This window comes from Salinimicrobium xinjiangense DSM 19287 (assembly GCF_000423585.1).
Classification (GTDB): Bacteria; Bacteroidota; Bacteroidia; order Flavobacteriales; family Flavobacteriaceae; genus Salinimicrobium; species Salinimicrobium xinjiangense.
Genome location: NZ_AUIG01000001.1, coordinates 22,269 through 41,202, shown reverse-complemented (window position 1 = coordinate 41,202; position 18,934 = coordinate 22,269). Strand labels below are relative to the sequence as shown.

The following is an 18,934-nucleotide window of genomic DNA, read 5'->3' as shown; positions in this document are numbered from 1 at the left end:
TTTTCTATTCTGTTTCAGGTTGGCTGAATTCCTTTAATGGACGTGGCTTGTAATCTTTTGCTATGTCAGCAATTGCCTTGATATGTTTGGGAGTTGTTCCGCAGCAACCGCCGAGAATATTGACCAATCCGCGGGAAAGATATTCTCTTATCTGTTCTGCCATCTCCTTCGGACTCTGGTCATACTCTCCAAAGGCATTCGGAAGTCCGGCATTGGGATATGCCGAGACTCCAAAATCTGATTTTCGGGCCAGCACTTCCAGGTGTGGCGTGAGTTGTTTGGCACCTAGTGCACAGTTGAAGCCAACGCTGAGCAGCGGAATGTGAGAAATGGAGATCAGGAAAGCTTCGGCTGTTTGTCCGCTGAGAGTTCTTCCGGAAGCATCGGTAATAGTGCCACTGATCATCACAGGAATATCAATGGAAAGCTCTTCCTTCAGCTCTTCAATGGCAAAAAGAGCGGCTTTGGCGTTAAGTGTATCGAACACCGTCTCCACCAACAGCACATCCACTCCGCCATCGATCAGCGCTCTTGCCTGTTCCTTATATGCAGCAGACAGTTCAGAAAAAGATATCGCTCTGAATCCCGGGTCATTGACATCGGGGGACATGCTGGCGGTTTTGTTCGTGGGACCAATGGCGCCGGCAACGAAGCGAGGTTTATCAGGGTTATCATGAGTCACCTTTAGCGCCACTTCTTTGGCGATCCTTGCAGATTCATAATTGAGCTCATAAACGAGCTCCTGCATTAGATAATCGGCCATGGCAATGCTGGTACCGGAAAAAGTATTAGTTTCGACTATATCTGCTCCCGCATCAAAATACTTCCGGTGGATCTCCGCAATGGCTTTCGGCTGAGTTATAGACAGGAGGTCATTGTTTCCTTTTAGAGAAACAGGCCAATCGGCGAAACGCTTTCCGCGGAAATCTTCTTCGGTGAATTTATATTCCTGCAGCATGGTACCCATGGCACCATCGAGGATCAATATTTTTTGTGAGATCAACTCTTCTATTTCTGACATTTGTTTGCGCATTAAGGCTATCAAAAAAGAAGACGGGAAAGAATTCTCTTAGTTATCTATCCCCGAGTACTCGGGGTAGAACGTAGCACCTTCTCCAAAGGAGGGTTGCTAAGGCTTCACAGGGTCTAATCCCTCAACCTTTCTTGATAACTCGTTTATTAAAAAATGAACTGAAGCAAAGATATCTAATATATCATTAGAAATCCAAATGGTAGTTAGTAAAAAGAGAATAGACCGCTTCGCCTGCCTGGTCAGCAGGCAGGCTTCTAGAATTAAGAATCTAGACTTTTATTAACTACAAAACTAAAGCTCTGCCAGTGAATGGATTATTAGAAGACGGAAAACTTCTTCTTCCAAAAAGTAAAATTTCTTGTTCAATATTTAAAAAAGCTTTTTATATTTGCAACCGCTAAGGAGAAATGGCAGTCCGATATTTATCGGGAGGTCAAATGCTTCTAAAACGACCGGAGAAATGGCAGAGTGGTCGATTGCGGCAGTCTTGAAAACTGTTGAGGGTAACACCTCCGGGGGTTCGAATCCCTCTTTCTCCGCTGAAATGTGTTTCAAAAGAAACATTCAGATTCAAAACCCTTTAAACTTCAATGTTTAGAGGGTTTTTTCTTTATATCCCTATTTCAAAATAACCATTATGAATCAAAGTTGAGTTACCCTATGGGTTACCCTAATCTTTTCTTGAGGGAAAGGGTAACTCTCTGAAAGGGAATCCTTGGGAATCCTTAGCTATACCTCTGTTTTACTGATAGTTTTGCTCTAAATTAAATTTTAAAACTATGGTCAGAACAATTTTTTATATAAAAACAGACAAAGAGAACAATGATGGCGAACATCCTATCTACTGCAAAATAAGATTTAAAAGCACAACCACTACAATGAGTAGTGGAAAATGGATAACAAGGAAAAGATGGCAAGCTACCAATCATTTACGGAACCCATTGAAGGTTAAAAAGGAAATGGCTGTCAAAGCAGGATTAGAGAGAATTGATGAGGATGTAAATTCTGCATACCTAAAGTTATGCAACAAACTTGAATTTATCACTGCATTAGATATAAAAAACAAGGTGACGGGAAAGGTTAAGGATATAAATGAAGTACTTTGTAATGAGGTGATTGATTTACACAACAGAGAGTTTGAAAGGAAGGTGCAACGGAGGGAGAGAACTGAGGCAAGCCTGCAAAAATATAAACGAGTAAAGACCCTCTTTGAAAACTACATAGCTAAGCGTTTCAACAAAACACAATACTTCGTGAAGAAGATTGACAATCAATTGATATACGATTTTGATGCCTTCTTACGCTATGAATCGGGGTTTAAGGGCAAAATAGGAATCTCCAATAATGCCGTGGTAAAGTATTTTCAGAATCTCAATACAATTTTTAATTATGCCCAAAAACGAGGTATGATTGAAGAAAACCCCTTCAGGTTTTATGAGGGTAAAATTGTAGTCAAAGATGCTGAATTCCTTACTTCAGACGAATTAAAAGCTATAGAAAATAAGACCTTTAGTACGGAGAGGTTGAACCGTGTTAAGGACATATTTCTGTTTAGTTGCTACACATCATATGCACCCGTTGATGTGGAAAATCTTACCACGGATAATTTAATCAAGGATAGCGAAGGAACTCTGTGGCTAAAAACCAATAGACAGAAAACAACTATAAAATCCAACGTCCCTGTTCTGCCTCCAGTTAAAAAAATTATTAAGAGGTATGAAGGAGTTGCGGGAAAACGTTTAATCCCCACAATAAGTAATCAAAAAATAAACGAGTACCTAAAGGAAATAGCATACTTATGCGGTATAAAGAAAAATTTAACTCATTATGTTGCCCGTCATACCTTTGCTACTACAGTAACATTAGGTAACGGCTTAAGTATTGAAAATGTAAGTGCCATGATGGGTCATACTTCTATCAATACCACCCGACACTATGCTAAGGTATTGGACCGTAATGTCAAAAAGGATATGGAAAAGTTAAGCAACAAATTGAAGTAGTCTTCAATAAGTTATTATTTTAGATAATTTAAATGAAAAAAGGCAATGGAAAAGCTCATAATTTTGAATAATCAGGTAAATGCATTACTAGGTGTTGATATTCACTGTAATCTAGCCATAAATAATTTTAAGATTAATGGCTATTGGGTAACAGAAGTGAATCACTTCCACTTTGCCCAGTTTAAGAAAAAATTTAAAAAACTTATTGATAACAACATTAATCGAGATTCAGAAAGGGAAGTAATCTTTCTCAAGAATCTACAAGACGATTTAAATAAAAATCTTTCTTTTTTAAAGGAAATCAATTATGAAAAAATAAAGGATTTTTGCTCTAGTGTAGATTTAAATTTTCCAGAGAAGCCACCCGTATATAATCCTAGGGATTTAGCTGAGGTAACTCCTTGGGATAATGAAGGAAGAGCCGAATTTATATTCCAATTTCTTTTAACATATTTAAAAGAAGATGTTGGACATGAGGAATTAGGGGAAAAAGAGTGGGATGAAATCGATAAATTACTTGAAGAAAAAGGATTAGTTGTAGATGAACTTTATGGAAAAGCTCATTTAATGATAATTGTATCTTATCAGCTCAATTTGATTCAAGAAGTCATTGATTACATTCAATCCTATTTCAATACTCTCGAAAAAATGGGTATTAATTACTGGGACAAAGAAGAGGATAACGATTTCTCGAAATATCCACAACAGCTTCATTTCAATATGCTAAAGAAAGAGGTAGCAATGTTTTTCCATACCTTTCATCAATTAGGTTTAATACATGGAGACATCAATAAAAGAAAAATTTCCGAGACTGAAATGAATAAATTTCTTAGCTCTGGACCCTTTTATTATATTAATGTTAGAAAAGAATTGAAACCTTTGACAAAATTGAGTAAGGAATTTGGTGGATTGTACAGAGGAGAGGCAGCCAATAAAATTTCTGATGAAGAACTTAATTTTGTACAACACTTAATTAAAAGACTTCAAGAAAGAAAAGAGTTACTGGAGAACGAAAAAAAGGAATATTTAAAACGAAGAAAATAGGTTAATGAAAAAAAGTAAGTCCTACTTCGATTTATAGCCTACAATTCCAGTTCCCGCTACTATGTTTAGAGCCATTTAGCTGTAATCAACTAAATGGCTTTTTTCTTTCCCGAATTTTTCCCGAAAAAGTTTTATTTACTTTAAAAATAGGTTCTTATTACAACCGATACGAGATAGAAAGAAGGCGTTTTCAATAATAAAAGAATTAGGTCGTATGTTGATTTCTGAAGTTGTGCCTGTTAATTTTACTGAACAATTTAGTTGTCTTTAAGTAATTATCGATTTCTTCTTTCGGTAGTTCATTGTTACCTGCCTCAAAATATTCAAGATTAGGCAAAGGTATGAGTGAAGTCAGTTTGTTATAGGGGCATATTAAAGTCTTTAGTTCTTTCAATTCGTGTAGTGGCCACAGGTTTTTTAGTTCATTACTTGAACAGTTTAGAAATTTCAACTCTGTAAGTGATTCTAATCCATGCAAGGATTCTAACTTATTGTTACTAATATCAAGTTTCTTTAGGTTCTTTAAATTTTTTAAAAAAGAAATGGAAGAAAGCTCATTAGAGCTGATATTTAGTTCCTCAAGGTTTACCAAGCTACTTAGAGAGTTAGCATTTCTAACTTTAAAGCTATCTACTTTGAGCACTTTTAGGTTAGTAAGAGCTTTAAGAGGAGTCAAATCTAAAGGAATATAATTTTTAATGAATAGGTAAGAATCGGGTTCCATAAAAGCATCTCGAATGTTCAGTTTTTCCAGTTCAAAGATTTCATTTAATGAATTTTCAGTTGGTATTCCACTGTAAAATCCCTCTCCTATTATTTTTTTGAATAAAGTTTTCCAAGATAAATCTAAATTAGACCACCATTTGTTTCTCAATTCAATTTCACTAATTAATACCTTGTCTTCATCTATAGTAGGATAAACCTTCCATCCTTTATCTTTAATATCTTTTCCCAAATAATCGCCAGTGTAATCATCATATACTTCAAAGTATAACTTCTGCCTTTTCACCTCAGAACAATTTTTGGACACTATGTCAGTAAAATGTCCAAAAACTTCCTCACCATCGGCTTTAGGTAACCCAGAGGTCGGATATCTACTACTATTAATCCTTTCTTGTTCGTCTACGACAAAGCCACACCAGGTCTTAAATTCTATTTCATTATAAGCTGCTCTATATACTAATAATAGCCGCATATCATTTGTTATAATTGCGGGTTGTACTTCTATTGACTGTTCATCAATATTATTTCGAAGTAAATCAACATTTCTTTCTGCTATAACTTCCTTAGCTTCCTCAAAAGAGTTAACTCTCTTCATCTCGACATCGGGATAAATCCCTTCACCAGTCCAATGGGATTTTTCAATGTAACTGATGTAGTAAAAAAGGGTTTTCATGAAAAAAAATTTAAAATGAAAATTCAGCTGATATTTATTTTTTTTGGATTATCAACCACTCCAGAGGTCGAACAAGTTTAAATTTCTTGCAGACTTTAATAAAAGTAGATTCTGCTTCACTTGAATAGTATTTTATAAGAAGTTCAGATTTTTTTTGTGTAGACAAACGACAATAACCAATCGCCCACATCATTGTAATTTTTTGGAATAGGCCAAGATTTTCATTAAAAGCTATATCTAATTTTTTAAAATCTGGTAGTTCCTGATATAAGTTCTCGCAAAATCTCTTAGGAATCTGATAAAACCTTTTTCTCAAATTTAGCTCTGGATACTTTACTGTGTGGTCTACGTTTTCTGGAAAAATATCTCCACTCGATTCTTGGAAGAGATTATAAATTTTTAATTCCTGGTCGAACTCATTAATTATCTGTTTGTCAAGATTATTTTGATATGTGTAATCCTCTAAAATAACCTCCTTTTCAACCTCATAATTCGGATTGTCATCAAGAATAAAACTTATCAATTCAGCTCTTCGGGAACGTAAATTATCGTTATCGAAATTTTCTATGGCCCATGTGGAAATGACAGAAGACCTTATAGGGTATCGTAAAAGTCTATTCAAAATTAATTCCGACTTGTTATAATTCTTGCAGAGCCAACGTTCTTCCTTTAATCCAAAGGGAATGTTGACTAAAAGAAGATTTAGTAATTTGAATGATTCCTCCTGCTGATTTTGAGTTAAAAATTCAGGATGTTCCCAAGTTAATCTGTAAAGATTAAAGAGTTTTCTGCGAAGGGGAAAATTTAGTTTTGCAATAGTATGATTAAAGAATTTATCTTGTCCATTATCACTGTCTTTGATGCCATACCTTTTTAAACCAGTTATTAAGGAAAAGCGACTGATGCGATGTTTGCTTTTCCACTTTCTTAAAATGAGAGTTAAGAGCGAATCAAAAACTTCCGAATTGAATTGGTAGTAAGGGAGTGAGTCACGATGTTCCAAGAAATCTTCATAATTAGCAATTAGGTCGGCTTTAGGAAAAGGTTTTTTTATGCTGTTTACTTCCTTTTGGAGGAACCTTCTCCGTTTATTGCTCATACTTGGTGTGGTTTTTATTTAAGGTTTTAAATGGACAAGTTTATTACAGATTTGGAGCTGCCGCTACTTAATCCAATGTTGAGTCCAAGTTAAGGTGCTGGAACTTTCTTGGTATTGTCATTCGTCTAAATCTATAACAGCAAGATTTCAAAAACATTAATCATTCAATTAACCAGAAGTGGTACAATCCCAAAATTAAGTTAAATTGCAATATATAAAACTTTAATCTTAGAGTTTGTTTGGAATATAAAGTTCTAAAAAATTAGTTGTAGATACTCTTCGATAATTGTTGCTCACGCATGAGGTTAACACATTTAATTAATAATAATTCGGTGAAAAATTGTATGTTTTTTTATGTAAGCTATATAGAGAAATCAAAATGGAGTGGCACTGAAAAGTATCCAGATATTGAACTAGCAAATTTAAATGACTATGACAGTGCTGTCTCCTACATTGAAGAGCAATATGACCAACTCCTCTTATACAGGAATCATGATAGATTCCCAGATTATATTGAGCCCTCTATTATCACGAATGATTTAAGACTAATTGTCAAATTTAGAACCGCATTTAGCCAAACCGAATTTGAACTTTGGTGTGGATTAGAAGTAAAAAGGGAGAATAATCGTGAATATTTCAATAAAGGAATATCAGGAATAAAGGGTAGAAATGGAAAATTAATATATGAACATTTTCAGGCAATAATTCAGGGGGAAATTAGTAAAGCAGAAACTTACAAGGTTATTCATCCTGTTTATGATGAACAGTTAGGATATGTTGGTGAGGATGTTAATGACAAAGGTTGGCAGGTGACACCACAAAAAGTGGAACATCAAAAACCAGCTCATCTTAGCCCTGTCAATAATGAAAGTGATAGAATTATTTGGTGGACTTCTCTATCTCCTCTTTGGCGAAATATCTTTAAAAAGACATGTAACAAAGGTTTTTATCTCAATATTCCCACTAAAGAGGTTCTGAGTAAAATTTTCGATATGGAAGAATTTGACATCAGAAAAGGGTTTATAAGTGAATTAGGTGGTAGTTCTCACTGGCGTCACAAAGGTTTGGACATAACACCTTTGAGTTACCTAAAAAAGTTAAAAGTAGTCGACTTGCGAGACATGGAAGTTGTGAATGTAGAACAGATTGGAAATTTAATTAATCTCACTGAACTTAATTTGGAAGGAAACAATCTTAAATCCATAGAATTTTCAGGTTCTTTAACTGATTTGGCAGTACTCAATATTTCTAATAATTCAATCCAGAGTCTCCACGGTATTGAACGATGCTCAAAATTAAGAAAATTAAATTTTGCAAATAATAATGTTAGCAGTCTCTGGCCCTTATATAAATTACCGAATTTAAAAGAATTAAATTGTTCAAGGAATAAACTTAAAAATTTAATTCCACTGCCCTCTATTCAGAAGATAAGTGCTGGTAATAATCTACTTCAAAGAGAAGAGGTAGCTGAATTTATAGCTGCCAATAAATTTTCCCTTTCCTTAAATGATTTTCTCGACCCTTGGGATACCAAGAATTAGAACGAAAAACAAGTTTTGAGAAAACGCTATTGCAGCCTAATCCCGCTGTAGGGAAAGATTGTATAAAGACAACACCGACATAAATCCTTTAATTTTGAATAAATTTTTCAGGATGACTTGTTCCTCTTCTGCAGTAGCGGGAAAAATAAAGAATACCGAAGTTGAGTGATTTCTTTAACCTGTAGTAAGCGGCTCTTAAGACTTTTACTCAAATGGAAGAATTTAGAGCCTGCTTACTATGGTCTGATACTGTTCAGAAGTTAAGTAAGAATAGTCACTCCATCTCCCATAAGCTTCAAGTACATCATGAATGGGTGTTATTTGAGGGCCATAGACAAAAAGCTCTGCCTCATCCTCGTTTATAGCTTCAGCAATCGAATTAAGGTCGTCTAAATCCCATAAAAGGTTTGCTCCTGCACTACCCAAAAGAAAATACTTCTTTTCCATTCTTATCTTTAGATATAAATATTACTCTATACCTTTTTTTCTCGACAAATTAAGTTTGAATCGAATAGCTGGACCAGTCGGTAATGACATGGAGCAAAATTTTTTTTATTTTGACTGAGGACTTGTCTTCGACTTGGCAGTCTCAGCTTTTACAAAATTGACAAGTTTCATCTTTTCCTCTTCGCTCATAGAATCATATTCACAGGTAGGTTTCCTATTCTTGGCTGCCTGCTCTTTAAGATACTTTAGTCTTGCGGAATCAGGCACAATTGGCGCATTTTTGTCTATCCAACCCGTTGGTTCGTCCCCTGGAAAAACCTTGATGTTGAATCCAAACAATCCCTTGATTATTTGAATTGGTATAAGGAATATCAGAAATATCAAAACTAACGGCAACGACAAGAACATACCCACGTTGTTCAGTTCACCCACGAAGTTTCCCTTTGGTAACCTGGTTTGAGCTGAATTAACAGCATTCACCCATTTACTCGCTTCCAAACGGAAGCGTAAATTTGTAATGCTGGAATTATCGTTGGGCCTCCAATTAAAGAAAAGGTTAGTATTTTTATCATTATACATTGGCATGACTCACAGTTTTTACTTTGTTTACTCATACAAATAACTATAATTCAATATTATACACCAGTTTAATAGCTTAATTCTTTCTTAACAGCCAATAGTAATTATCAACAGTCTTCACAACTTAGATGGACTGTTGTTCCTTTTGTCCTGCACAGGGACCTTATAGCCGCTTTATTGTTCTTTTCTGTACCTAAAAGGTAGGTATGTGACGGTGTAACGCTGGGGAGGTTGATTGAAGTAATTTTGCAGAATAGCCTGGTGAAACTTCAATGATAACGGGAGGTGGAATGATTTGAGGCGGTTGGGAAAGGGTTAGAAAATGCAGCTTGCCAATCAAGTGGTGATTAAAAGCTACAACCTCAAAAAACTGGATATGATAAGAGTTACCCTACAACAGAGGCCCATCCTACTTCGTCATCGAAGTCAATAATAAAGGAGGCATTTCTATAGGTATAAACAGCTTTTTCAGCGTCTAAACAATTAACCCAAGAAGCTAACTGAAAAGCTTGAATCAATCCGCCAAAGGACCATCCCAGGAGGAAAGTAAATTTCTCCTGAGAAATTTAAAATGGTAAACTATGGATATAAATTTTATCCTTCATTTCTTTAACCTCAAAAGACAGTCGTGAATATCTGTGTGATTGGTCGTAAAAATTAAGGAAATAAGTTCTTTGATTAGAATTATTCAGTTCGTTTTCAATTTTATGTGTTAATTGTCCCTGAGAATTCTCTTCAGCACATTTCAACATAGACTTAAAAAAACAGTAAAACCTTATTTTATTCGGCATTCCCGTCAAAACATTTTTGGATAAGAGAAATGGAATAAATGGTTTTGGCTCATATAAAAAACAAGCTTTTATAAATTCCATTTTTATATTTTCAATGGATTTTACTGTATTTGGAATCTTACAAAAATTACTACTAGTATCTTCAGGCATGTGAATTAAACTTGGTATTAATTTTATTTAATTTTTCTATATCCGCCATATATTTTTTTGGTAATCCCTTTAAGTCTTAAACGAGCTCCTTCTTCAGGTTATATTGTCGCCAAACAATTCATTATCTTTTTTACTTATAATGAACTTCTTGCCTTTTGCTTCTATTTTTACTCTATCATTAAACCTTTGTCTTATAGTTTGAACAACATCACTCTTTTTGAGAGAATTCTCTTCATGGAATAATGGTGTAAATAATTTTTTTAATTCATTCAACCTATCTGTTTTAAGTTCAAAAATGTTTTTTTCTTCATCAAGCATATCTAGGAGCCTTTCAAGTATCTGTTTTTGCACTCCAGAATATTCATTTTTAAAAGGTAACTCCTTATTATCTACTTTCTCGATGACTTCAGTTTTCTCTTTTTCTTCAATCAATTTTAAATTTTCAGTCTTTTTTATTTCAATAGATGTTGGGTCGGGCTTATTAATTGAAGAAGATAAAGGTTCAAGTGTTGGATTTAGCTCAACTTGAGGTTTCTCAATATTATTTACTTTTTTAGATGGTTGAACTTTTTTCTTAAATATCTTTAAATCAACCAATTCGTATAAATCATCATAGAATTTTTTATATCCATAAAATGAGCCTGTTAAATATATTGCCAAGTTTAACTCGTTAACGAATTGTACATCTTTCCTTATTTCTCCAATTAATATCCCCGTAGCTGAATCTTTTATTGTATCACGCTCAGATAAATCACTTTTAAATTTTAAAAATATTGCAGAAGAAATATATTGCTTCAACCCATCAGATGTTAACTGCTCGGTGAATTTTATTACTTCATTGGACTCAGAAACAATTTGGGCAATTTGAATGAATGGTTTTTCCGATAACGTCTCTTTGTTGCTCTCTAGAAATTTATGAAAGCTACTGCCTTTAAACGAATGCTTACCTTTTGAATGAGCAAAAACTTCACCAGTATCATAAAAGAAACCCAAGTCTGAAGTAGGAAAAAATTCATAACGTTCGTACACTAACAAATGAACAAAAAAATCATCTTTGAACTCATTTGATTTAACACCTTTAATTCTTTTATTGTATGAAGATTCAATTATTTCATTTGGAATCAATGGTGCATATTCACTTTTAACTTGACATAAATTCCAAAAAGCCTTAGCACCTTTATATCTTTCTTGAATATCGATTTGCTCTTCTACACTGTGCACAATGTTTTCAAATCGAGCATCTTTAAATTCCAATTTAGTATCAAACTTCAATTGAAATGAATTTTTTGCTGCCTTAGTTAAAGGAATGATTTCTGTTACATATTCTATTTCCAACCAAACGTTGTCAACTAAAATATTCTCAAAACTTATTATCAAATATTCTTCATCTCCCACAAAATGAGGTAAATATAAAAATTCTTCGTAAATTTTTGAGTTGATTTCTTCTGTACTTCGATTTAATATATCTATTATCTTACTAGAAATCAAAGGTATTTTACCAAAGCGATAAAGCGAAGTAAATTCTTGTTTGGTTAAAATATATAAACTGTCCATTTCTAATTATTTAAAAATCAAAATCAACATCCGTGTTTTCATATTGATTTGATGATTTAAGGTTAATTCTCTGACAAGTTGATTCGAATTTTGAAACTAAATGGTGCAGATAACCTGAATAGGTAATAAAAAGATTCATTTTACTTCTAGTAATTGCAACCATAAATAATGTTTCTTCTCCCCTTTTGGAAATACTAGTATCATCAGAAAGAAATGGAAGAAAAACGTTGTCAAAATCCATCCCTTTAGCACTGTGGTATGTCATTAAAATTGTATTTCTATTTCGTTCAGCATTTTGAAATGAACCGTACGTATTGCCTACATATTCTATTTTTAAACCTTGTTTGCGGAAATGAGTGTTCAAGGAATTGTAATCTGGTTTTCCATAATTGTTTTCTTGTAAAGCCCAAGTAGATTTCCCGTTCTGTGTTAATAGACGATTTGCAAAATCAATTATGTAATCATGTTTTGGAAGTAATACGGCTGCCGAATAACCTTCTGAAGTTGCTTTTGAAGATTGCTCCCAAACATATTCCACTTCTTCATTTTCATCATATCCTTTACCCAACCTTACACTAACATCCTTTTTGGTCATATCTCTGTGGGAACCAAAAATATCCATATTCGGCAGTAGATTGGAAACAGCGTTCATTATTGACCGTGTAAGACGATAAATTCTGGTAAGAACGAAAGGTCTTGCATTAATAATATTACCGATTTCAGTAGTTGTAACCGTATCTTCGTAAATAGATTGATTCGAATCTCCCGCAACATAAACATGCTGGCTTCTTCGCTTCATTTGGGCGAGAACATCGGCTGGTAAATCTTGAACTTCATCACAAAAAATATAATCATAGTTCTCATGTCTTTTTTTGAATTGATGATATGTCATGACTGGTATTAAAGGCATTCCAAGTTCTGCCATTCCTGTTTTGAACATATCAATTAATGAGTGGGTATAAACAACGACACAAACTTTTGCTTCTGGATTACTATTCATTTTTTTTCTTAAGGCATGAATTAACATAACAGATTTGCCACTACCTGCAAAACCTTTAATCCAAATATTACCCCGTGTATTAATTTCATTGTCGACAAAATCTTTTTGGTCATCATCGAGTTTGTCATATTTTATCATCCAAGCCATATCTATTAGTTTTTTTGAAGTCCTTCTTCTTGTTTAAACTGGGTTAAATTATTTGAGTTATACATTTTCTCTAAATCTTCTTTTGGCTCACATTCATTAATATGTTCAGCATAATCTTTTTTGCCTAGAGCTCTTGCACAAGAAGAGAACCAACTATATTCCCATTTTGCCAATTTGTTGGCCGATTCAAATTTTTCTTGCCACCTATTAAAAGCTTCCCAAAGTAATTTTTCACCTTCTTTAATTTTTCCCTCCTGCTTAAATTCCTCACCTAAATTATATGCCACTGCATTGTCCGAAGGATTAATCTCTCTAGCCTTACTTAGATATTCTTTATATTTGTTTCTATCATTATGTTTGTATTGCATGGCAATATTAAAGGCTGTTGTAGAAGATGGTGATTTTTCCATAGCTCTCATATAAAACATGATAGCTTTATCCTTCTTTCCTGCATTGCTGTAATGCAATCCAATATTATTAAGACTTCCTTTCCCTGGGAACATTTCATCTATTTGCTCTAAAGTTTCGGCAGCTTTGTACTCCATTCCAATTTTCTGATACGCCTTGTATAAAGCTTGTAAAGCTAATAAAGTAGGTTCCCCGCCATTCCGTTCACATTCAAGATTAAAATCTCTTTCCGCTTTATATATAATTCTCTCCTCTGTAGTCATTTCCTTATTAGCAAACGGACTCAAAGGTTCTACCATTAATTTTTTATTCCCAGCAGAGGCTCTAATCAAAAGCATTTTGTCCGCATTAATTTCTATTTCTAGCTTAACGGATGTTGATTTTGGAAAACCATTTGAATCAGGATTGAACAATTTAATATTGTACAGAAGTTTATTTTTACTACCAACACAAATGGGAAGTTCAATTACCTCTTGGCCCTCTTTTTGAGGCGAAAGATTTTCAACTATTTTAATATCGGAGGGTATAACTGTACCTGCTTCAACGATTGAATCAACAATTTCTCTATATCCATCTTTGGTTATAAGCATTATGGGCTCACTAGTGATAGGTTGTATTAGATTTTTTCCGAAACCATTATAGATTAAAGAATGGATTGCTGCGCCAGAAGAAACATGAGCTTGCAAATCATCTGGCAATAAAATATCCGATTCAGGGAAATAACTACTTACAGCTTTCTGAATAAATGGATTTTTCGAACTACCTCCAATGAACAAGACATAATCAATATCCTCTCTATTAAGGTCGGCCTTTTTTAAAGCTGTTTTAATAGGTGTAAACACACTCACAAACTCAAATTCCCGTTCTATCCTTTTGGTTGGAAGGTTACTGTCCTCTTTTGTAAATAAGGAATTTATACCAGCAAATTCTTTATAACTCAATTTAGGTTCATCAATTCTCAGCGTTCCTTTTCTCGTTTCAATCTCGATACTATTTCCTAAGGAAATGAAGTCTTTTGTTAAAGCTAATTCAGATAAGGCTTTGCTTGTAGTTAGCAATGAAATATTTTCACTTAATTTTATTTTCAGTCGCTCTGCTGCTGCTAGTAATTTCGGTATAATTAATTCATTCAGTTCTCTAGTTCTAAAATCTTCAGGATTAAGCCCCGTTCCTTCTAATAATTGAGGTAATAATATGTCTACAGCAATTAGTTTGTCTATGTCGTTTCCTCCAAGTTTTTCAAATCTTGATATTGCAATATTTTTTGAATATATTCCATTATTATCTTTCCCTAATTCTAGTATTGAAATGTCACATGTCCCAGCCCCAAAGTCGAATACTAGTACATTTGGATAATAGTCTTGTGGTATTTTAAGATATTTACCTTCTGAAGACGACTTGGACACATAACTTAAAAATGCGGCATTTGGCTCATCAATAAGCGATTGTTTATTTATCATAAAACCATTACTTTCTAAACTATCAACCAAATCTCTTCGTTGGTTAGCTTCGAAAGATGCTGGAATACTGACTGCATACTGAATATTTGAAGATAAAGTATTGGTGTTTATATATCGTTCAATTTGAACTTTGAGATATTTGAAAAATATTTTAGAAGCGTCAGTTGGATTAAGAATAGTCAGTTTATTGTGATTTTTGCCAAGTTCACTATTTGGATATTTACAACCTACATCTTCTCCGAGCTCCATTTTAAAAGAATGCCATAGATTTTTCCCTTGTCTTAGTTTAAATTTTAATTGAGCTGCACCTTCGCCAACTAGAAGGTTGTTATTGAACCAAGCAATGACTGAAGGAACTTTATAAGATGAAAATATTGCACCATCAGACAATTTTTGATTCAATTCAATAGGTCGTACTATAAGTGGTTCATTGTCCTTACCTAAAACAGCGATACTGACAACAGTTGTAGAAGTACCGAAATCTATTCCGACAAAAGTTGTGTTTTGTATCGTAGCATTTTTTTCTGATAGTTTTCCAGCAGTTAAAACAGGAAGCAAATTTCTAATTGTAAGTATTGTACTCATATTTTTTAATTCTACGGAGAGCAGGGAAATTGGTATTTAGCCAGTTCAATTAAATGCACGATTTGAGGAATAATGAAATTCTAATAAATCATTTTTCAGGATTCTTTATGAATTCCTTTCCACAATAGGCAAAACATTGATGTTTTTTCTCTGGGAGTTAATTAGACCTTCCAACGGAAGGACTGTTTATGATTTGGGACATTTTAGGTTAGTTCAGTTTTTTAATAACAATCTGTAGGGGTTTAAATATAGAAAAAATTGATAATAATTTAACAAAAATTCTTAAAAGAAGTTAAATCAAGATTTTATTATTTAAATGAAAATTTTATCACCGTTCAATTTTCGGTTAAGACTGGGGATTACTTACGTTTAGAGAAGGAAAATATTAGAGCCAAAACCTGTAAAGGATAAAAAATACAATATCGAAATGGTGTTTAGATGTTGGGAAGCGAGATTTTATGAGGTGTGGTGTAGCTCAGTTTCAAACGACCTACAAATCTTGGCAGAAGCTGCTGAGGTATTTGAAAATAGTGATAAGATTATCAAACTCTTATTGATTTTCACTCCGTAAAATTCTCTTCGGAATAACTGTGTAACCATTATTATTTTCTTTTTCTCCAATTAAAGCGTTCTTCTATTGACAATTCAATAAGTCAATTATTTGACACTTAAATTGCTTTAAAATTCAGAAAACAGTTAGATTCGTGAGGAATATCATAACGGAAAGAAGAAAATTTGCATTTATTAGCATGTTGGCGAGAAAAAACCCAGGCAACTACTAATAGGTTAGACTATTAAAACTTCAACCAGAATACAATTTAGTTATATAGAAAATAAACAAAAACTTCCCAGCCAAAAAAGGATGGGCAAAGATATTTCAAAACTTTAAAATTTGTATAACATTTTAGAACAATGAACAAACTATGTCCGTAAAAATCAAAATCAAAGGAAATAAAGAAACTAACGAATTTAAAGACGCTATTGCTTTAAAAGAAATCTTTGAATCAGAATTCCGTGACGGACAAGTTAATGGAGAAATTTTAATAATTTGTAATGCGACTTTATTTGGTCAAGAAACAAAAGATATTGACCTAATTGCAATCGGCAAATTTGAAAGATTTAGCAAAAGATTAAAAGCAAAACATAAAACTTCAGAAGGAATAGCTGACCAAGAAATTCGAACAGTATTTATTAATGATTTCTGCTTTGTATTTGAAACAAAAAGACATAGAGCTACCGATATTAGATTAGATGGTCTAACCTTATCTGTAAAGTACAACGATAAACGTTCGGATGTAACAACTCAAAGTGAAAATCAAAAATATTCACTTACAAATTTTTTCAAAGACCGTATTAATTTTTCACCATACGTCTGTAACTTCATTTGGTTAAGAAATGTGAATTGGGATTCAATTAAAAATCTTTTAGGAGACAATACTAATATACACGATAAACATAATTATTTACCAAATACCTTCAGTGTATCATTCTTAATGCAACTAGCTTGTGTCCAATCAATTCCTTGGACACCAACTGATAAAAACTCAGGTAAATTAAAGGGTTATTCAGCATTTAATTCATTAAGAAGAAATCAAGAGTTCGATATCAACGAGGTTGATAGAATTTTTGATTTATTCAAAAAAGTAAAAGACGGTTCAGGAGAGTTAACAAGAAAAAAAATAGAAAAAATAACAAGTCAAATACTTAATGACCAACAATATGCAAAGGCAATAGGAGACAAACTCATTATAATATCAGGTAGAGCTGGAACTGGGAAAACCATAAAACTATTATCCATTGCGTGTGATTTAGCAACCCAACAAGGTGCGAGAAGTTTAATTTTGACGTACAATCATGCCTTAGTTAGTGATATTAAAAGAACTTTAGCCCTTGCCGAAATCCCTGACGGAATTGACGATTACACTGTAAATATTACAACTTTACATAAGTTCTTTTACGAAATAGTAATCGGTTTTGAAATTGGAGATAGTGTTCAGGAAAGCAAAAACAACAAAAAATTTATTCGGAATTTCATAGGTGATTACAAAAGTCATTTAGAAACTTTAAAAGAGTATTTAGATCTGAATTTAATAGGAGAAAAAGAGATTTCAGAATTGATGAAAACCAGGCATCAGCAAGTAGGTTGGGACTATTTGTTAATTGATGAAGCACAGGATTGGGGAGAATTAGAAAAAGAAATAATTTTCAAAATCTTTGGGAAAGAAAAAATAATTATTGCAGATGGGGTTGACCAGTTAATTCGTTCTCAGAATAAATGTAATTGGACAAGAGCATTGAAACCAAATTTTGATTTTAAAAAAACTCACGAAAAGAAGGGCTTAAGACAAAAAGTTAATCTTGTTAATTTCGTAAATAAATTTGCGGAAAAACTTAATATAAATTGGGAATTAGAATCTAAACAAGAATTGATTGGTGGTAAAGTGATAATTTCAACGAAAGGTTATTTTCTAGAATTACACCAAAGGCAATTTGAACTTGTTAAAATTAACGGTAATTCTGCTTATGAAATGATGTTTTTAGTTCCACCTGCATTAGTTGAGCGTTATCAAAAAATGGATGAATATAACCAACCTTATGAGGACAAAAGGTTTATAGACACAGACAAGTATAAAGAGAGAGGAATAAACTTTTGGGATGGCACTAGCAGAGTGTTACGAACTGAATATGTTGTTGACCTGAATGAACATAGACTTTTGCAATATGAATCCTGCAGAGGTCTTGAGGGATGGACTGTCGTAAATCTTGATTTCGACAAATTCATAGACTATAAAATGCAAACATTTGAGGAAGAAGAAACAAATGAACTGGCACTTGAATCTATTGAGGAAAAGAGAAGACGTTTTGTGTATTTATGGGCATTAATCCCACTCACAAGAGCAATAGACACTTTAGTAATAACATTGTCAAACCCAAATGGTTATATTGGAAAAGTATTGAGAGAGGTTTACGAAGAAAACCCTGATTTCGTTGAATGGATTGACTGAAATAAAAAATCTTGAAAGGAGATAAAGTAGTTGAGCTTAAGCTGCCAAAAGATTCCTCTTTTCCATAACTTTTTTAATCTTTGCTATAGTGGCTGTGCTTTTACCACATATTTCAGCAATGTCTCGATAAGTAAGACCCTTTTTTAGTTTCTGTACAATTAGGGGGTGTCTTTCTAATAATCTAGTGTCCGACTGCAAAGAACCAGGTTTCCGCCCTTTAAATTTTCCATTTGCCTGAGCAATTTTAATACCTTCCTGCGTCCTCTCCTTAATCCTATTTCGCTCCATTTGAGCTATACTGCCCATTACACTTATTACGATATTCGCAATAGGGTTCTCCCTTCCATCTATTAAAGTCTGAAATCCTTCTTTAAGTGATTGAACATTAATTTTATTCTCTGTAAATCTTTGAATGGTTTGTAAAATGTCAATAAGATTTCGGCCCAAGCGGTCTATGCTGTCAATGACAATAGTAACGTCACTCTTAAGAAATTCTTTTGAGGTTACAAGGTCAAAAAGCTTACTAGCTTCGGGACGTTCCATAAAAGGTACGTTGCCTTGTATTTTATCTGCAAAATGATATTCAGGTCGATAGGTTGGTAATTTTTTGAAATTTTCTATCTGTCGTTGAGCTGTCTGTCCAACTGTTGAAATTCGTGAATAGAAGAAGAAGTACATATGTCTAGATTTATCTA

At 33.4% G+C, this 18,934-nt stretch carries 14 protein-coding genes, 1 tRNA gene and 1 riboswitch; of the genes, 5 read left to right on the top strand and 10 right to left on the bottom strand.

The features are described from left to right. Nucleotides 1–4: 4 nt before the first annotated feature. Complete coding sequence (locus G564_RS0100210) at nucleotides 5–1,021, bottom strand: homocysteine S-methyltransferase family protein (RefSeq protein ID WP_051205194.1); 1,017 nt, start codon at nucleotides 1,019–1,021, stop codon at nucleotides 5–7. Nucleotides 1,022–1,070: 49 nt separating this feature from the next. Further along, nucleotides 1,071–1,174, bottom strand: a riboswitch (SAM riboswitch). Nucleotides 1,175–1,487: 313 nt separating this feature from the next. Between G564_RS0100210 and G564_RS0100205 the strand changes: the two genes are divergently transcribed. The 3 genes from G564_RS0100205 (at nucleotide 1,488) to G564_RS0100195 (ending at nucleotide 4,077) form a co-directional block, all read left to right on the top strand. Continuing rightward, nucleotides 1,488–1,572 (top strand) — tRNA-Ser (locus G564_RS0100205). Nucleotides 1,573–1,812: 240 nt separating this feature from the next. After that, the gene (locus tag G564_RS0100200) at nucleotides 1,813–3,033 is read left to right on the top strand and encodes a site-specific integrase (RefSeq protein WP_029035879.1); all 1,221 of its coding nucleotides are present in this window, start codon (nucleotides 1,813–1,815) and stop codon (nucleotides 3,031–3,033) included. A 45-nt stretch (nucleotides 3,034–3,078) separates the two neighbouring features. Further along, a complete protein-coding gene (locus G564_RS0100195) occupies nucleotides 3,079–4,077 on the top strand; it encodes a hypothetical protein (protein WP_029035878.1) in 999 nt (332 codons plus the stop codon). A gap of 205 nt (nucleotides 4,078–4,282) precedes the next feature. On the opposite strand, the gene G564_RS19670 is transcribed toward G564_RS0100195, so the two are convergent. Further along, complete coding sequence (locus G564_RS19670; RefSeq protein ID WP_029035877.1) at nucleotides 4,283–5,473, bottom strand: leucine-rich repeat domain-containing protein; 1,191 nt, start codon at nucleotides 5,471–5,473, stop codon at nucleotides 4,283–4,285. 34 nt (nucleotides 5,474–5,507) lie between these two features. Further along, the gene (locus tag G564_RS0100185; RefSeq protein ID WP_029035876.1) at nucleotides 5,508–6,572 is read right to left on the bottom strand and encodes a hypothetical protein; all 1,065 of its coding nucleotides are present in this window, start codon (nucleotides 6,570–6,572) and stop codon (nucleotides 5,508–5,510) included. A gap of 344 nt (nucleotides 6,573–6,916) precedes the next feature. Between G564_RS0100185 and G564_RS0100180 the strand changes: the two genes are divergently transcribed. Beyond that, entirely contained in the window at nucleotides 6,917–8,113 is a 1,197-nt protein-coding gene (locus G564_RS0100180; RefSeq protein WP_029035875.1) for a leucine-rich repeat domain-containing protein, read from the top strand. A 222-nt stretch (nucleotides 8,114–8,335) separates the two neighbouring features. Here the strand turns inward: G564_RS0100180 and G564_RS0100175 are convergent, their stop codons facing one another. From G564_RS0100175 to G564_RS0100150, 6 genes are all read right to left on the bottom strand, one after another. Then, nucleotides 8,336–8,560: a hypothetical protein gene (locus G564_RS0100175; protein ID WP_029035874.1), complete on the bottom strand. Its 225-nt coding sequence runs from the start codon at nucleotides 8,558–8,560 to the stop codon at nucleotides 8,336–8,338. Between the two features lie 105 nt (nucleotides 8,561–8,665). After that, complete coding sequence (locus G564_RS0100170) at nucleotides 8,666–9,145, bottom strand: hypothetical protein (RefSeq protein WP_029035873.1); 480 nt, start codon at nucleotides 9,143–9,145, stop codon at nucleotides 8,666–8,668. 560 nt (nucleotides 9,146–9,705) lie between these two features. Beyond that, nucleotides 9,706–10,080: a hypothetical protein gene (locus G564_RS0100165; protein WP_029035872.1), complete on the bottom strand. Its 375-nt coding sequence runs from the start codon at nucleotides 10,078–10,080 to the stop codon at nucleotides 9,706–9,708. Nucleotides 10,081–10,173: 93 nt separating this feature from the next. Then, the gene (locus G564_RS0100160; protein WP_029035871.1) at nucleotides 10,174–11,634 is read right to left on the bottom strand and encodes a hypothetical protein; all 1,461 of its coding nucleotides are present in this window, start codon (nucleotides 11,632–11,634) and stop codon (nucleotides 10,174–10,176) included. A 10-nt stretch (nucleotides 11,635–11,644) separates the two neighbouring features. Beyond that, a complete protein-coding gene (locus G564_RS0100155; RefSeq protein WP_029035870.1) occupies nucleotides 11,645–12,781 on the bottom strand; it encodes a 3'-5' exonuclease in 1,137 nt (378 codons plus the stop codon). Between the two features lie 5 nt (nucleotides 12,782–12,786). Then, nucleotides 12,787–15,234, bottom strand: a complete 2,448-nt coding sequence (locus G564_RS0100150) for an Hsp70 family protein (RefSeq protein ID WP_029035869.1) — start codon at nucleotides 15,232–15,234, stop codon at nucleotides 12,787–12,789. A 923-nt stretch (nucleotides 15,235–16,157) separates the two neighbouring features. On the opposite strand from G564_RS0100150, the gene G564_RS18145 reads away from it, so the two are divergent. After that, nucleotides 16,158–18,239, top strand: coding sequence for an AAA family ATPase (locus G564_RS18145; protein WP_084625551.1), 2,082 nt, complete (start codon nucleotides 16,158–16,160; stop codon nucleotides 18,237–18,239). A gap of 36 nt (nucleotides 18,240–18,275) precedes the next feature. Here the strand turns inward: G564_RS18145 and G564_RS0100140 are convergent, their stop codons facing one another. Continuing rightward, the gene (locus G564_RS0100140; RefSeq protein WP_037373227.1) at nucleotides 18,276–18,917 is read right to left on the bottom strand and encodes a recombinase family protein; all 642 of its coding nucleotides are present in this window, start codon (nucleotides 18,915–18,917) and stop codon (nucleotides 18,276–18,278) included. Nucleotides 18,918–18,934: the final 17 nt, after the last annotated feature.

What these genes read in the sequence shown, in the direction of transcription:
- G564_RS0100195 (WP_029035878.1), top strand. Translation starts at nt 3,079, where the DNA reads ATGGAAAAGCTCATAATTTTGAATAATCAGGTAAATGCATTACTAGGT.
- G564_RS0100165 (WP_029035872.1), bottom strand. Translation starts at nt 10,080, where the DNA reads ATGCCTGAAGATACTAGTAGTAATTTTTGTAAGATTCCAAATACAGTA.
- G564_RS0100150 (WP_029035869.1), bottom strand. Translation starts at nt 15,234, where the DNA reads ATGAGTACAATACTTACAATTAGAAATTTGCTTCCTGTTTTAACTGCT.
- G564_RS0100170 (WP_029035873.1), bottom strand. Translation starts at nt 9,145, where the DNA reads ATGCCAATGTATAATGATAAAAATACTAACCTTTTCTTTAATTGGAGG.
- G564_RS0100160 (WP_029035871.1), bottom strand. Translation starts at nt 11,634, where the DNA reads ATGGACAGTTTATATATTTTAACCAAACAAGAATTTACTTCGCTTTAT.
- G564_RS0100155 (WP_029035870.1), bottom strand. Translation starts at nt 12,781, where the DNA reads ATGGCTTGGATGATAAAATATGACAAACTCGATGATGACCAAAAAGAT.
- G564_RS19670 (WP_029035877.1), bottom strand. Translation starts at nt 5,473, where the DNA reads ATGAAAACCCTTTTTTACTACATCAGTTACATTGAAAAATCCCATTGG.
- G564_RS0100180 (WP_029035875.1), top strand. Translation starts at nt 6,917, where the DNA reads ATGTTTTTTTATGTAAGCTATATAGAGAAATCAAAATGGAGTGGCACT.
- G564_RS0100185 (WP_029035876.1), bottom strand. Translation starts at nt 6,572, where the DNA reads ATGAGCAATAAACGGAGAAGGTTCCTCCAAAAGGAAGTAAACAGCATA.
- G564_RS0100140 (WP_037373227.1), bottom strand. Translation starts at nt 18,917, where the DNA reads ATGTACTTCTTCTTCTATTCACGAATTTCAACAGTTGGACAGACAGCT.
- G564_RS18145 (WP_084625551.1), top strand. Translation starts at nt 16,158, where the DNA reads ATGTCCGTAAAAATCAAAATCAAAGGAAATAAAGAAACTAACGAATTT.
- G564_RS0100210 (WP_051205194.1), bottom strand. Translation starts at nt 1,021, where the DNA reads ATGTCAGAAATAGAAGAGTTGATCTCACAAAAAATATTGATCCTCGAT.
- G564_RS0100200 (WP_029035879.1), top strand. Translation starts at nt 1,813, where the DNA reads ATGGTCAGAACAATTTTTTATATAAAAACAGACAAAGAGAACAATGAT.
- G564_RS0100175 (WP_029035874.1), bottom strand. Translation starts at nt 8,560, where the DNA reads ATGGAAAAGAAGTATTTTCTTTTGGGTAGTGCAGGAGCAAACCTTTTA.